Annotated in this window: 16 protein-coding genes; 13 read left to right on the top strand and 3 right to left on the bottom strand. The window is 67.6% G+C overall.

Annotated features, from left to right (window positions below; all coding sequences use genetic code 11):
* Nucleotides 1-86 precede the first annotated feature (86 nt).
* The 9 genes from LE190_RS13490 (at nt 87) to LE190_RS13530 (ending at nt 8,417) form a co-directional block, all read left to right on the top strand.
* Nucleotides 87-320 (top strand): helix-turn-helix domain-containing protein, encoded by a 234-nt coding sequence (locus LE190_RS13490; protein WP_027865797.1) that lies wholly within the window; start codon nt 87-89, stop codon nt 318-320.
* 101 nt (nt 321-421) lie between these two features.
* A complete protein-coding gene (purH, locus tag LE190_RS13495; protein WP_225239192.1) occupies nt 422-2,008 on the top strand; it encodes a bifunctional phosphoribosylaminoimidazolecarboxamide formyltransferase/IMP cyclohydrolase in 1,587 nt (528 codons plus the stop codon).
* A 138-nt stretch (nt 2,009-2,146) separates the two neighbouring features.
* Complete coding sequence (gene ruvC / locus LE190_RS13500; protein WP_224946233.1) at nt 2,147-2,683, top strand: crossover junction endodeoxyribonuclease RuvC; 537 nt, start codon at nt 2,147-2,149, stop codon at nt 2,681-2,683.
* 29 nt (nt 2,684-2,712) lie between these two features.
* Nucleotides 2,713-3,291 carry a Holliday junction branch migration protein RuvA gene (gene ruvA, locus LE190_RS13505; protein ID WP_225239193.1) on the top strand — a complete coding sequence of 193 codons (579 nt, stop codon included), beginning with the start codon at nt 2,713-2,715 and terminating at the stop codon, nt 3,289-3,291.
* A gap of 17 nt (nt 3,292-3,308) precedes the next feature.
* The gene (gene ruvB, locus LE190_RS13510; RefSeq protein ID WP_225239194.1) at nt 3,309-4,376 is read left to right on the top strand and encodes a Holliday junction branch migration DNA helicase RuvB; all 1,068 of its coding nucleotides are present in this window, start codon (nt 3,309-3,311) and stop codon (nt 4,374-4,376) included.
* 91 nt (nt 4,377-4,467) lie between these two features.
* Entirely contained in the window at nt 4,468-4,746 is a 279-nt protein-coding gene (locus LE190_RS13515) for a hypothetical protein (protein ID WP_225239195.1), read from the top strand.
* Between the two features lie 131 nt (nt 4,747-4,877).
* Entirely contained in the window at nt 4,878-6,677 is a 1,800-nt protein-coding gene (locus tag LE190_RS13520; protein WP_225239196.1) for a CIA30 family protein, read from the top strand.
* A 16-nt stretch (nt 6,678-6,693) separates the two neighbouring features.
* Nucleotides 6,694-7,815, top strand: a complete 1,122-nt coding sequence (locus LE190_RS13525) for a sensor histidine kinase (protein WP_225239197.1) — start codon at nt 6,694-6,696, stop codon at nt 7,813-7,815.
* On the top strand, nt 7,812-8,417 hold the full coding sequence (locus LE190_RS13530) for a response regulator transcription factor (protein ID WP_225239198.1): 606 nt from the start codon (nt 7,812-7,814) through the stop codon (nt 8,415-8,417). The genes LE190_RS13525 and LE190_RS13530 overlap by 4 nt, the downstream gene beginning before the upstream one ends.
* A gap of 33 nt (nt 8,418-8,450) precedes the next feature.
* Here LE190_RS13530 and LE190_RS13535 read toward each other — a convergent pair whose 3' ends face one another.
* Nucleotides 8,451-8,861 carry a hypothetical protein gene (locus LE190_RS13535; RefSeq protein WP_225239199.1) on the bottom strand — a complete coding sequence of 137 codons (411 nt, stop codon included), beginning with the start codon at nt 8,859-8,861 and terminating at the stop codon, nt 8,451-8,453.
* A 172-nt stretch (nt 8,862-9,033) separates the two neighbouring features.
* Here LE190_RS13535 and LE190_RS13540 point away from each other — a divergent pair, with 172 nt between their 5' ends.
* Nucleotides 9,034-9,444, top strand: a complete 411-nt coding sequence (locus LE190_RS13540; RefSeq protein WP_224946225.1) for a MerR family transcriptional regulator — start codon at nt 9,034-9,036, stop codon at nt 9,442-9,444.
* A gap of 2 nt (nt 9,445-9,446) precedes the next feature.
* Entirely contained in the window at nt 9,447-11,714 is a 2,268-nt protein-coding gene (locus LE190_RS13545; RefSeq protein ID WP_225239200.1) for a VIT domain-containing protein, read from the top strand.
* A gap of 19 nt (nt 11,715-11,733) precedes the next feature.
* Here LE190_RS13545 and LE190_RS13550 read toward each other — a convergent pair whose 3' ends face one another.
* Entirely contained in the window at nt 11,734-12,075 is a 342-nt protein-coding gene (locus LE190_RS13550) for a DMT family transporter (protein ID WP_225239201.1), read from the bottom strand.
* 36 nt (nt 12,076-12,111) lie between these two features.
* Complete coding sequence (locus tag LE190_RS13555; RefSeq protein WP_224946222.1) at nt 12,112-12,558, bottom strand: DUF2147 domain-containing protein; 447 nt, start codon at nt 12,556-12,558, stop codon at nt 12,112-12,114.
* A gap of 198 nt (nt 12,559-12,756) precedes the next feature.
* On the opposite strand from LE190_RS13555, the gene LE190_RS13560 reads away from it, so the two are divergent.
* A complete protein-coding gene (locus LE190_RS13560) occupies nt 12,757-13,722 on the top strand; it encodes a hypothetical protein (protein WP_225239202.1) in 966 nt (321 codons plus the stop codon).
* Between the two features lie 28 nt (nt 13,723-13,750).
* The gene (locus LE190_RS13565; protein WP_225239203.1) at nt 13,751-14,713 is read left to right on the top strand and encodes a hypothetical protein; all 963 of its coding nucleotides are present in this window, start codon (nt 13,751-13,753) and stop codon (nt 14,711-14,713) included.
* The last annotated feature ends 28 nt before the right edge of the window (nt 14,714-14,741 follow it).

Below are 14,741 nucleotides of genomic sequence, written 5' to 3' on the forward strand. Positions count from 1 at the left end.
CAAGCAGTGCACAAGAATCAGAATAAAACGGGGACGCGCTGCGCCAGCGGCGAGCAATCATTAACCAGGATGAAGCAGCAGAGAACATGAGCAAAGAAAGTATCCAGGAAGTCGTCCAGAAAAGCCTCGAGGACTATTTCAACGATCTGGGCGAGCAGAAACCGACCAACATCTACGACATGATGGTGCTGACGGTGGAAAAGCCGGTCCTTGAAGTGGTCATGACGCGCGCCGATGGCAACCAGTCGCACGCGGCGCAGATGCTGGGCATCAACCGGAACACTTTGCGCAAGAAACTGCAGGAGCACGGGCTCCTCTAAGCTTCACTGCATGGCACGGCCGTGTTCTGGAGCGCGGCCTGGTTGCCGTGCGCCCGCCCCGTCCTCCGAGGGCGCCAGAATTCTCAACAACAGGCCTCACCATGATCAAACAAGCACTGATTTCCGTTTCCGACAAAACCGGCGTCCTTGATTTCGCCAAGGCACTGTCGGCGCTTGGCGTCAACATCCTGTCCACCGGCGGCACCGCAAAGCTGCTGCAGGAAAATGGCGTGCCAGTCACTGAGGTTGCCGACTACACCGGCTTCCCGGAAATGCTGGACGGCCGGGTCAAGACCCTGCATCCGAAAGTCCACGGCGGCATCCTGGCCCGGCGCGACCTTCCGGAACACGTCGCCAAGCTGGAAGAGCACGGCATCCCGCAGATCGACATGGTCGTGGTCAACCTGTATCCCTTCCAGCAGACCGTCGCCAAGGATGCGTGCGCGCTGGAAGACGCGATCGAGAACATCGACATCGGCGGCCCGACCATGCTGCGCTCGGCGGCCAAGAACCACCGCGACGTGGTCGTGATCGTCGATCCGGCCGACTACGGCGTGGTGCTGGCCGAGATGAAGGGCACGGGTGCCACCGCCGGCCCGGTCAGCTACGAAACCAAATTCCGCCTGGCCAAGAAAGTGTTCGCCCACACCGCCCAGTACGACGGCGCGATCACCAACTATCTGACCAGCCTGGGCGAAGACCGCCAGCACGCGACCCGTTCCAGCTACCCGCAGACCCTGAACCTGAGCTTTGAAAAGGTGCAGGACATGCGCTATGGCGAGAACCCGCACCAGGGCGCCGCTTTCTACCGCGACCTGGTGACGACCCCGGGCGCGCTGGCCAGCTACCGCCAGCTGCAAGGCAAGGAACTGTCGTACAACAACATCGCCGACGCGGACGCGGCCTGGGAGTGCGTCAAGACGCTCGGTGGCCTGGGCCAATCGGCTGGCTGCGTGATCGTCAAGCACGCCAATCCCTGCGGCGTGGCGATCGGCGTCGATGCGCTGGATTCCTACACCCGCGCCCTGCAGACCGATCCGACCTCGGCTTTTGGCGGCATCATCGCCTTCAACGTCGAGGTCGATGGCCGCGCGGCGCAGGCGCTGTCGAAGCTGTTCGTGGAAGTGCTGATCGCCCCGCACTTCACCGAGGAAGCGCTGCAGATCATGGCCGCCAAGCAGAACGTGCGCCTGCTGGAAATCCCGCTGGGCGAGGGCCAGAACGCCTACGACCTGAAACGCGTGGGCGGCGGCGTGCTGGTGCAGGCGCCGGATGCGAAGAACGTGGCCTTAAGCGAACTGCGCGTGGTCAGCAAGAAGCAGCCGACCCAGCAGCAGCTGCAGGACCTGATGTTCGCGTGGCGCGTGGCCAAGTTCGTCAAGTCGAACGCGATCGTGTTCTGCGCCAATGGCATGACCCTGGGTGTGGGCGCCGGCCAGATGAGCCGCATCGACTCGGCGCGCATCGCCTCGATCAAGGCGCAGAACGCCGGCCTGTCGCTGAGCGGCTCGGCGGTGGCGTCGGACGCTTTCTTCCCCTTCCGCGACGGCCTGGACGTGGTGGTCGATGCGGGTGCGACCTGCGTCATCCATCCGGGCGGCTCGATGCGCGACCAGGAAGTGATCGATGCGGCCGATGAGCGTGGCGTGGTGATGCTGTACACCGGCACCCGTCACTTCCGCCACTGATCCTGTCGGGGTGGGCGTTCGTCATTCCGGGCATTGCCCGGAATGATCTCGCCACCCTGCGTGGTAACATTTACCACGCACTGTGTTTTTGCACAGTATTTTTCCCACGAACCTCCGCCAGCCGTATATCATTCCACAATGATTATTCTCGGCATCGACCCGGGCCTGCGCACGACGGGTTTCGGCGTCATTGAAAAACACGGCAGCAAGCTGCGCTACATCGCCTCCGGCACCATCAAGACCGGTACCGAGGGCGCCCTGCCGCCGCGCCTGAAGGTGATCCTGAACGGCGTGGGCGAAATCGTCGCCGCCTACCAGCCGGCCTGCGCGGCCATCGAAAAGGTGTTTGTCAACGTCAACCCGCAGTCCACATTGCTGCTGGGCCAGGCGCGCGGCGCGGCCATCACGGCCCTGGTCGGCGCCGACCTCGACGTGGCCGAATACACGGCGGTGCAGGTCAAGCAGGCCGTGGTGGGCACCGGCAAGGCCGCCAAGGCCCAGGTGCAGGACATGGTCTCGCGCCTGCTCAAGCTGCCCGGCCTGCCCGGCACCGACGCCGCCGACGCCCTCGGCGTGGCGATCTGCCACGCCCACAGCATCGATACGCTGTCGATGATCGGCGCGCTGGCCCCCACGACCGCCACGCTGCGCATGAAGCGCAGCCGCCTCGTTTAAGAACATAGGAACGCACACAGGAACATGCGATGATCGGCCGTCTCTCCGGAACCCTGCTCGAAAAAGCGCCGCCCCACGTGCTGGTGGACTGCAATGGCGTCGGCTATGAAGTCGACGTCCCGATGAGCACCTTCTACAATCTGCCGCACACGGGCGAGAAAGTGGTGCTGTTTACCCACCTGATCGTGCGCGAGGATGCGCACTTGCTGTTCGGCTTCGGCAGCGCCTCCGAGCGGGCGCTGTTTCGCCAGCTGATCAAGATCACCGGCATCGGCGCGCGCATGGCGCTGGCCATCCTGTCGGGCATGACGGTGGCCGACCTGTCGCAGGCCGTCACGCTGCAGGAAGCGGGCCGCCTGGTGAAGATCCCCGGCATCGGCAAGAAGACCGCCGAACGCCTGCTGCTGGAACTGAAGGGCAAGCTCGGCGCCGACATCGGCGTGGTTGGCGGCGCGGTGCGCGACGACGCCCAGGCCGACGTGCTCAATGCGCTGGTCGCCCTCGGCTACTCCGACAAGGAAGCGCTGCTGGCGACCAAGAACATGCCGGCCGGTAGCAGCGTGTCCGATGGCATCAAGTTCGCACTCAAGGTCCTGTCGAAAGCATAACGAGGTTAACAAGCAGCATGAGCATCCAGACCGACAACTTCACCGAGCAGCGCGTGATCGACGCCGCGCCGGCCTCGCCCAACGAAGAGGCGATCGAACGCGCCCTGCGGCCCAAGCAGCTGGACGAGTACGTTGGCCAGGCCAAGATCCGCGATCAGCTCGAAATCTTCATTTCCGCCGCGCGCAAGCGGCGCGAAGCGCTCGACCATACGCTGCTGTTCGGCCCTCCGGGCCTCGGCAAGACCACGCTGGCCCACATCATCGCGCGCGAGATGGGCGTGAACCTGCGCCAGACCTCCGGCCCGGTGCTGGAGCGCCCGGGCGACCTGGCCGCGCTGCTCACCAACCTCGAGCCGAACGACGTGCTGTTCATCGACGAGATCCACCGTTTGTCTCCGGTGGTCGAGGAGATCCTGTACCCGGCGCTGGAGGACTACCAGATCGACATCATGATCGGCGAAGGCCCGGCCGCGCGTTCCGTGAAGCTCGACCTGCAGCCGTTTACGCTGGTCGGCGCCACCACCCGCGCCGGCATGCTGACCAATCCGCTGCGCGACCGCTTCGGCATCGTCGCGCGCCTCGAGTTCTACAACGTCGAAGAGCTGACCAGGATCGTCAGCCGCAGTGCCGCCCTGCTGGCGGCCCCGATCAACGAGGATGGCGCGCGCGAGGTGGCCAAGCGCGCGCGCGGCACGCCGCGCATCGCCAACCGCCTGCTGCGCCGCGTGCGCGATTATGCGGAAGTGAAGGGCACCGGCGAGATCACGGTGGACATGGCCGACCGCGCGCTCAAGATGCTCGACGTCGACACGGTCGGCTTCGACCTGATGGACCGTAAACTCCTGGAAGCGGTGCTGTTCAAGTTCGCCGGCGGTCCGGTCGGCATCGGCAACCTGGCGGCGGCGATCGGCGAGGCGGCCGACACCATCGAGGACGTGCTCGAACCCTACCTGATCCAGCAGGGCTACCTGCAGCGCACGCCGCGCGGGCGGATCGCGACGCCGCTGGCGTATCAACACTTCGGCGTCAGCGCGCCGCGCATCAGCCCGACGGGGGACTTGTGGGACAGCCTGCCGCCGGCCTGACGCGCATCCGGTAGCGGCTTGGGTCGATTCAAGAGGCGGAAGAGCGAGCGCTTTTCCGCATATTCCATGCCTGGAACAGCATCGACCCAGCATGGACAAGCACATACGCTACCGGGATAAAGCCTATCCCAATAGCAAGCCTCAGTCGCCCTGGCTCAGGCAAGCTGAAGTAGAGAATGAGGCCGAATACCACCCCCATTCCAATACCTGCGGCAAGAAACTTAAAAATAGCAAAAATTACGTCGCGCATTCGGCTATTGCTAAGGGCTGCAATCTCATTGTTAGCTGCAAAAAACTACTCTCGGCAATTATGCCCGCTTCTTGCCCGATAGCAGGCAAAACTCCAACGCTGCTGTGTTGCTTTTCTTAAGTCTGCCAGACAAGGGTTTCCCCGATCGGAAGGCTGCATGACAATTGTCATGCCAATCTGCTGGCACCCGCTTCTACCGGCGCGACCGCCGTTTTCGCATACTGGCTTCACATCCACCCTGCGAGGAAGCCATGAAGCCCACCGCCCTGAAAGTCCTGTCCACTGCCGCCATCCTGATGCTGGCCGCTTGCGCCAACGCCGCTCCCACCCTGGTCAAGGACGTGCGCGTGTTCGACGGCGAGCGCGTGCACGAGCGCCGCTCGGTCCTGTTCGACAAGGGTGTCATCCTCGACGCTGACTTCCGCGGCCCGGCGCCGCGCGATGCGCGCATCGTGGAGGGCGCCGGACGCACGCTGCTGCCGGGCCTGATCGACGCGCACACCCACGCCTTCCGCTTCTACGAGCTGCCGGTGCTGTTCGGCGTGACCACCCAGGTCGACATGTTCACCGAAGTGAACATGATGAAGCAGGCCAGGCAGGACATGGCGGCAGGCGGCAACCACGCCCGTGCCGACCTGTTCTCGGCCGGCACCCTGGTAACCGCGCCGGGCGGACACGGCACCCAGTTCGGCATCGCGATCCCCACCATCACGAAGCCGGAAGACGCGCAGGCCTTCGTCGACGCCCGCATCGCCGAGGGTTCGGACTTCATCAAGATCGTGATGGAAGGCGGGCATGGCTACAAGCCGCTCGACCTGGCGACCGTGCGCGCGGTGATCGCGGCGGCCCACCGGCGCGGCAAGCTGGCCGTGGTCCACATCGGCAACGAGCGGGACGCGCGCGCCGTGCTCGAGGCGGGTGCCGACGGCCTGGTGCACCTGTTCACCGGCAGCTCGGCCGATGCGCAGGGGCTGGCGCGCCTGGCCCGTGCCAGGGGCGCTTTCGTGATCCCGACCTTTGCCGTCCTGGAAAGCATGGCCGCCTACCGCGGCGACGACCTGCTGGCCAACCCCGCGTTCGCCGCGCTGCTGGACAAGGACGCGCAGGCGCCGTTGAAGGCGCGCTACGGCAATGAAACCAGGCCGGACCTGCTGGCCGCTCCGAAAGCGGTGACGGCGGCGCTGGTGAAGGCGGGCGTCCCGGTGCTGGCCGGGACCGATGCCGGCAATCCCGGCACCCAGTATGGCATCAGCATGCACCGCGAGCTGGCGGCCCTGGTCGAAGCGGGATTGAGCCCGGCGCAGGCACTGGCCGCCGCCACCAGTGCGCCGGCCAAGGCGTTCAGGCTGGGCCAGCGCGGCCGTATCGGCAAGGGCTACAAGGCCGACCTGCTGCTGGTGGAGGGCAACCCGGCGGCCGACATCCTGGCCACGCGCCGCATCGTCGAGGTGTGGAAGGATGGCGAGAGCGCGCGCGCCCTGGCCGACGGCCAGCGCCGCCAGGTGGCCAGGGCGGCGCAGGAAGCGCAGGGAACGCAGCCATTGCAGCTGCCACCGGACGGGCGCATCAGCCTGTTCAGCGAGAAACGCCTGGCCAGCCCGTTCGGGATGGGATGGGGACCATCGACCGACAGCTTCGCCGGCGGCAAATCCACCGTGAAGCTGGCCGCGCAGCCGGCGCTGCCGGACGGCCAGGTGCCGCTCGCGATCGATGCGACAGTGGCGCCAGGATTGCCGTTCGCCTGGGCCGGCGTGGCCTTCATGCCGGGCGCGCAGCCGATGCAGCCGGTGAACCTGGCGCAAGCGAAGGGGGTGCGCTTCAAGGTGCGCGGCGACGGCAAGACCTACCAGATGATCGCCATGGCCCAGGGCGTGCAGATGCCGGGCGCGAAGCGCTTCACGGCCGGGCCGGAATGGACCGAGGTGACGATTCCCTTCAGCGAGCTGAAAGGCATCGATCCGGCCGCCGTCACCATGTTAGGATTCAACGCCGGTCCGCAGCCGGGCGACTATCGCTTCGAGATCGCCGACGTGCGCCTGCTGGACCGCTAACAGGAGCGCCCGCGACATGAACAGGATCAGACAGCTGCTGGCACGGCCATGGCTTCCCGCGGAGCATGGCAGGATGCCGTACTTCTGGCTGCTGAGCCTTGCCTACATGGGCTGGAAGTACGCCTACGTGGCGCCGGGCGCGCTGGAGCTGGCCATGCTGGTCCTGACGCTGGCCGTGTTCCTGCCCTTGTACCTCGCCAGCTACTGGGCGCGCGGCTGGCAGGTATGGGCCTGCATGCTGGCCGGCTGCCTGCTCGGCGCCGCCTGGGTGCGCTGGAACCCGGGCGCGGCCACCTTCTTCATCTTCGCTTGCGCCATGGCCGCCGGCATCGAGCGCATGCAGCACGCGATGCTGGCGATCGGTGCCGTGATCGGGTTCGGCCTGCTGGTCTCGCTGCAGGCCGAAGGCAATATGCGCTTCATGTTCCTGATGCCGATCCTGACTGCCGGCCTGCCGGTGGGCGTGGGCGCCGTGATGGATGCGCGCCTGCGCCGCTCGCGCCAGGCCTTGATGCGCAAGCAGGAAGAAGTCGAGCACATGGCCACCATCGCCGAACGCGAACGCATTTCACGCGACCTGCACGACCTGCTCGGGCATTCGCTGTCCCTGATCGCGCTGAAGGCGGAACTGGCGCGCAAGCTGGCGCACCGCGACGCCGATGCCTGCGCGCGCGAAGCCGCCGACATCGAAGCCAGCGCGCGCCAGGCCCTGGCCGAGGTGCGCGCGGCCGTCACCGGCTATCGCGAGAAGGGGCTGGCCAGCGCGCTGGCGAGCGCGCGCGCCAGCCTGGCCGCGGCCGACGTGCGCCTGGAAGAAAAGCTCGAGCGCGTGGAACTGGCGCCGGCCGCCGAGAACGTGCTGGCGCTCGCCCTGCGCGAAGCCGTCACCAATATCGTGCGCCACGCCGGCGCGCGCCGCTGCTGCGTCTCGCTGGCGCTGGAGCAGGGCCTGGCCGTGCTGCGCATCGCCGACGACGGCCAGGCGCGCAGCGAGGCCGACATCCGGCACGGCAACGGCTTGTCCGGCATGCGCGAGCGGGTCGCCTCGGTCGGCGGCAGGCTGGCACTGCGCGCCCAGGCCGGGCTCGAACTCGAATTGCGGGTGCCGGCCGCCATCCCTCAAGGAGCTCACCGATGATCCGCATCCTGCTGGCCGAAGACCAGGCGCTGGTGCTGGGCGCGATGGCCGCGCTGCTCAGGCTCGAAGCCGATTTCGACGTGGTCGGCACCGCCACCAACGGGCGCGAAGCCCTCGACCTGTGCGAGCGGCTGCGGCCCGACATCGTCCTGACCGACGTCGAGATGCCTTTGATGACGGGGCTCGAGCTGGCGGCCCAGCTGCAGGAGCGGCGCCTGGCTGCGAAGGTGATCGTGGTGACCACGTTCGGGCGCAGCGGCTACCTGCGGCGCGCGCTGGAAGCGGGCGTGCGCGGCTACCTGCTCAAGGACGCGCCGGTGGACGCGCTCGCGGCCGCGATCCGCGCGGTGCACGGCGGCGGCAGGGCGATCGCGCCCGAGCTGGCGCTGGAGAGCTGGAGCGGCGGCGCCGACCCGCTCACCGAACGCGAACGGCAAGTGCTGCGGCTGGCCGGGGAAGGGCGGGCCAGCGCCGACATCGCGCGCCAGGTACACCTGTCGGAAGGAACGGTGCGCAACTACCTGTCCGAGGCGATCAGCAAGCTGGGTGCCGCCAACCGGGTCGATGCCTACCGCATGGCACGCGACGCCGGCTGGCTGTAGTCCCGCACGACGCCGGGCGAGCCGGGCCCGATCCTAGCGCAGGCTTGCCAGCTGCGGACGGCGGCGGGCACGCAGCCGTCCCGCGCTCGGTTCCTGCAGCAGGGGCGCGACCAGCGCCACCAGCACGACCATCGTAAAGCCGAGCAATCCCGCACTCATCCACATGGCCAGCGGCTGGGTGCTGATCCACAAGGCCAGCACGCCGGCCAGCAGGGGTGCCAGCAACAGCTGCACGCACTGCTGGGTGAGCGCGGGGGAGAGCCGGCCGTGGTGGACCTTGAGCGCGATGAAGAAAAAGCTCAGCGCGGCCAGCAGCAGCGGCGCGGGCATGGCGGCCGCGCTGTCCATGCTGTGGAAGCCGACCCCTTTCGGGAACAGCAGGGCAGGCGGTACGACCAGCACTGCCATGCCCGCCGTCAGGCAGGCGAGACGCAAGAGGATCATGGTGGTTCTCACTCCGGATGCTTGTGCGTTGGACGCAACAGTGAGGGCAGGATAGCGAAGCTGACGCCCGTGCGGCGCGCGGGAGGATAGCCCGCGTGCCGGTTCTACCGATTTATATTGACAGTGACACTGTTATTAATTACTGTATATAAATCGACGAACCGGAGATCCTGTGGACACCGAAGACCGCCCCGGCTTCACGCTGGACGAGCTGTGCGCGCTGACGACGCTCGGCAAGCGCACCGTGCGCTACTACATCCAGATCGGCCTGCTCGACCGCCCGGAAGGCGAGACACGCGCGGCCCGCTACAGCCAGCACCACCTGGAAACGCTGCTGAAGATCCGCCGCTGGTCCGAAGCCGGGCTTTCGCTCGAGCGCATCCGCGAGCTGCTGGCAGGCGGTGACGCGCCGCCGCCCCCGCGCCGCCATGGCGAGATCGAGGTGTGGAGCCGGATGGCGCTCGCCGATGGCGTCGAAGTCAGCCTCGATCCCGCCCGCGCCGGGCTCACGCCGGAACAGGCGCGCCGCTTCTTCGCGGACGTCCTGTCCGCCTTCGAACACATCCAGCAACAGGAGCCATGAGCATGAGCGCCATTTCACCCAGCTGTCTCGAGAATGCCCCCGCCTTTCGCGAAGCCGGCCGCCCGTCCGGCTGCCAGCCCGTCCTGCAATCCGTGCAGGCCCGCGGCACCGCGCATGGCCTGCTGCTCGAGGTGTCGATCGAGCAGGCTTATGTGAATCCCGGCAGCGTGAACATCGAGGCCGTGTACAGCTTCCCGCTGCCGCCAGGGGCGGTCCTGCTCGGCCTGGAATTCGAACTGGGCGGACGCCGGCTGCAAGGCAGGGTGGCCGAGCGGCCCGACGCGGAAGCGCGCTACGAAGCCGCGCTGGAGGCGGGCGACACGGCCGTGCTGCTGGAGCGCGCCGCCGACGGCCTGTACACGGTCAATGTCGGCAACCTGCTGGCGCGCGAGACAGCTGTGGTGCGCCTGCGCTACGCGCTGCTGCTGTCGCTGCGCCAGGGCCAGGTGCGCATCACGCTGCCGAGCGTGGTGGCGCCGCGCTTCGGCGACCCGGCGGCGGCGCGTCTGCGCCTGCACCAGGTGCCGCTGCAGGATGTGCGCGCCAGCTACGCGTTCGGCCTCTCCCTGCGCCTGCATGGCCCGCTCGCCCGCGGTGAAGTCAGCTCGCCCTCGCACGCGCTGGCGGCGCGCCACGCGGACGGCCATTTCGACATCAGCCTGGCGCAGGGCCATGCAGCGGTGCTCGACCGCGACTTCGTGCTGCTGGTCGACGGCCTGGCGGACAGCGCGGTCGCCACGCTTGGCCGCGATGGCGATGGCTACGTGGCGCTGGCCAGCTTCTGCCCGGCGCCGCGGTCCGCCAGCAAGGAACTGCCGCTGCGGCTCAAGATCCTGGTCGACTGTTCGGGCTCGATGAACGGTGACGGCATCCGGGGCGCGCGCCAGGCGCTGCACGAGATCCTTGCCCGGCTGGGTCCGGACGACCGCTTCAGCTACAGCCGTTTCGGCAGCCGGGTGGCACACCACAGCCATACCCTGCTGCCGGCCACGGCGCGCACGGTGCGCGAGGCCAGCGACTGGATCGCCGGCACCTGCGCCGACATGGGCAATACGGAGCTGCGCGAGGCCTTGCTGTCCACCATCGCGCTCGGCCAGCCGGTCGAGGCGGACATCCTCCTGGTCACCGACGCCAGCGTGTGGGACACCGATCCGCTGGTGGCGAGCGCCACCCGCAGCGGGCATCGCATCTTCGCGGTCGGCGTCGGCGCGGCGCCCGCCGCCAGCCTGCTGCAGCGGCTGGCCAGGGACACCGGCGGCGCCTGCGAACTGGTCGGTGCCAACGAGGAGACGCAGGCCGCGGTGCTGCGCATGTTCCAACGCATGCGCCAGGCGCCCGCGCGCGCGGTGAGCGTGGCCTGGGACGGGCCTGGCGCCTGGCAAACGGCCGCGGGCAGCGTCGTGTTCAGCGGCGAAACGGTCCATGCGCTGGCGGGTTTCGCCGAGGCGCCGCCAGCCAGTGCGCTGCTCGCCTGGACCGATGGCGAAGGCAGGGCGTGCGAGCAGGCGCTGGTGTTTGACGGCGCGGCCGTCGACGGCGACACCCTGGCCCGCGTCGCCGCCGCGCAGCGCCTGGAGACGCTGCCGGCGCCGGAACGGCACGCGCTGGCCATGCGCCATGGCCTGGTCGGCGACACGACAAGTTACTTCCTGGTGCAGGAACGGGCCGGGGACCAGCGTCCGGCCACCATGCCGATGCTGCGCGCTGTGCCGCAGATGCTGGCCGCGGGCAGCAGCGGCATGGGCAGCGTGGCGCGCGCGGCGGTTCCGCGGCAGCCGGCCGTGTGGCGGCGCGAGAGCACGGCCGAGCAGGTGCAGGCGATGCTGCGCACCGGGGTCGAGGACTATGAGCGGCCGGCCTTCCTGCGCAGGGGCAGCGAGGGCGATCCTTTCCTCTACCGCGGGCAGCTGCGGGTGTTCCTGGCCACGCACGCCGCCGCGCTGCGCGGCGGGGCCGGCCCCGCTACATTCGCCGAGGTCGAGGATGCGCTGCCGGCCTCGGTGCTGGCGCAACTGCGCGCGCTGGCGGAGCTGGGCATCCCGGTGCGCGAGCTGCTGCTGTGCTTCATCGCGGCCCTGCACGCCTGCTTCCACCGCGACAGCCTGGCACTGCGCCTGCTGAAGCGGATCGGCGGCATCGGAGCGAGGCGCCGCCAGCCGGGCGAACTCGAACGGCGCGTGGCGGCGATCGCGAAAGGGGCGTTCGAAGCCCGCCATGGCGGCATCGCGGCGTACGACCTACCGGCATTCCTGCGCAAGCAGGCAGATTGAAGGGCGGGCAGCCCGGTCTTCAGTGGCTGAGGCTTTTCGAGAACAGGTTGATGACGGCCACGCCCGCGATGATCAGTCCGAGGCCGGCGATGGCCGGCCAGTCGAGCCGCTGGCCATGGACGAACCAGCTGATGGTGGAAATCAGGACGATGCCCACGCCCGACCAGATCGCATACGCGATCCCGGTCGGCAGCACCTTCAGGCAAAGGCTCAGCAGGTAGAAGGAAAAGGCGTAGCAGACCACCGTGACCAGGCTGGGCACGGGCCGCGTGAAGCCGTCTGCCGCCTTGAGCGCGGTGGTACCGATCACCTCGGCCACGATGGCGAAGGCGAGGCAGAGGTAGGCCTGGGGAAGGGACATGCGAAAAAAAGAAGCGGCCCGCAGGCCGCCCGGGGATTACTGTTCGCGGACCCAGGTCTGCGAACGGCCGAACATCGGCGCGCCGATGTAGCCGCGCACTTCGAGCTTGCTGCCGTTGTCCTTCAGGGTCGCCTTGCTCTTGTAGGTCTTGCCCTTGGCCGGATCGAGGATCTCGCCGCCGGTGTACTCGTTGCCGTCCTTCTTCAGGCCGGACAGGATGGTCATGCCGATCAGCGGCTGGTCCTTGCGGGCGCCTTCGCAGGCGGTGCACTTCGGGTTCTGGTCCTGGTCGGCGGGACGGAACAGCTTTTCGATCTTGCCGGTGAGGACGCCATTGTCCTCGGTGATGCGCACCAGCGACTTCGCCTTGCCGGTTTCGTCATCGATCGTCCTCCACGTGCCCGCCGCCGAGGTGCTTTGCGCCCATGCCGCCGGCATCGCGAACATCATGGCAACCAGGCCTGCCTTCATCAGTTGTCGCATCTTGGTGTCTCCAGAATCGTTATTGGTATTGCAGAGTGTAGCAAACAGTGCCCGCTTGGTGCTTCGCCGAATCCGAGGATGTCCTCGAATTGCCACGGACGCGCGGATTGGCTGTCTTGACAATGTTGCGACATTTTGATGACATTTCGGCATTTTGATGCCGATACAATGCCGCTTTTTCGTTGAGGATCCACGACCGTGAAGCGCCTTTTCCGCATTTGCCCGCTGCTGCTGGCTGCTTTGCTGGCCGCCGGCACCGCCCATGCCGGCACGCCCTCCCTGCCGCCCGTGATGACCGTACACGACCTGGCCGGCCCCTTCGCCGACGTGTGGGAGCGCAACGTGGGCAAGCCGGACGAGGCCTTCCTGCGCGACTTCAAGACCAGCGTGGCCGCCAGGTTCCCGGCTTTCTATGGTGTCCGGCGCTACGAAGGCGGCAAGACCGAGGCGCAGCGCGACGCCGAGATCCTGGCGGCGCGGGCGGCGTTTCCGGCGCTGCGAGAAACCTACCTGGACAAGGTGGCCCGCTTCAAGCAGGAACTGCCGGGTTACATCGCCAGCTTCCGCCGCCTGTTCCCGGACTACGCGGCGAAGAACGACTTGTGGTTCATCCATTCGCTGGGCGAGATGGACGGCGGCAAGCGCCGCCTGGACGGCGAACTGGTGTTCATCTTCGGCGCGGACATGATGTCCAGGAGCGGGGGCAAGTATGCCAACGCCTTCTTCTTCCACCACGAGCTGTTCCACGACTACCAGCCGATGGAGTGCCGCAGCTGGCCGGTTTGGGCCTCGTTGTGGCAGGAAGGCATGGCCAGCCATGCGGCCAGGCAGCTCAACCCCGGCGCCAGCGAGGACGAAATGATGCTGAACCTGCCGCTCAACATGGCGGCCGACACCCGCAGGCAGATGAAGCGCGCGCTCGACGACCTGTACGCCAAGCTGGACAGCACCGACCAGGACGCCTACAGTGGCCTGTTCCTGCGCCGGGGCGACCAGACCGGCATGCCGGCCCGGCGCGGCTACTATCTCGGGATGCTGGTGGCGGAAGAAGTGGGCCGCACGATGAGCCTGCAGGAGATGGCCAGGCTGCCCTGCGAGGACGTTCGTCCGGTGGTGGTGGCGGCGGTCGAGCGCCTGCGCAGCGCGCATGCGACAGCAAACTGATTATTTTCCCATCCCAACCGGAACGACCATGAAAACACTGCTTCCCCTGATTTTCGCCGCGCTGTCGGCCGGCTCCGCGGCCGCCGCCGGACCGGCGCCCCAGGTGCACGACCTCGCCAGCACCTTTGCCACCGTGTTCGACCGCAACGCCGGCAAGCCGGAGGAGGCCTTCATCCAGGACTTCAAGGAGACGGTCGCCACGCGCTTCCCGGGCTTCTATGGCATCGCGCGCTTCAATGGCCAGCGTACCCAGGCCCAGTACGACGCCGCCCTGGCGAACGCCTACGCCGAGTTCCCGGCCATGCGCGAGGCCTATGTCAGGAAAGTGGAACGCTTCGCCAGCGAGCTGCCGGGGCACATCGCCAGCTTCCGCGCCACCTTCCCCGATTACCCGGCCACCACCGATGTCTGGTTCCTGCACTCGCTGGGCGAGATGGATGGCGGCACCCGCACCATCGACGGCAAGGTGTACTTCATCTTCGGCGCCGATGCGATGGTCAAGTACCACGGTGAGGGCGACGAGGCCGCGTTCTTCCACCATGAGCTGTTCCACGACTACCACGACATGGGCTGCCCCGGCGGCAGGCGTCCGGTCTGGACCTCGCTCTGGGCCGAAGGCCTGGCCACCTATGTGGCCAAGCGCATGCACCCGGACGCGGACAACTCCCAGCTGCTGCTGGACGTGCCGCGCAACCTGGTCGCCGACACCCGGCGCCAACTGGGCCGCGCGTTCGACGACCTGCGTGCAAAACTGGAGAGCGAGGACCCTGTCGCCAAGGCCGGCCTGTTCCAGGGCCGTGGCGGCGACAACACCGGCCTGCCGGCGCGCCGCGGCTACTACCTGGGCTACCTGGTGGCGGAGGAAATCGGCAAGCGCATGAGCATGCAGCAGATGGCCAAGCTGCGCTGCGAGGCGGCGCACACGGCGGTGGTGGACGCGGTGGACAAGCTGCGCGCCGCGTCTGCATCCGGCAAGGTGGCCGGGATGTAAAAAACGCGGCCAGGGCCGCGTTTTCAGT

Source organism: Massilia hydrophila (genome assembly GCF_020208145.1).
In the GTDB taxonomy this organism is placed as follows: domain Bacteria; phylum Pseudomonadota; class Gammaproteobacteria; order Burkholderiales; family Burkholderiaceae_D; genus Telluria; species Telluria hydrophila.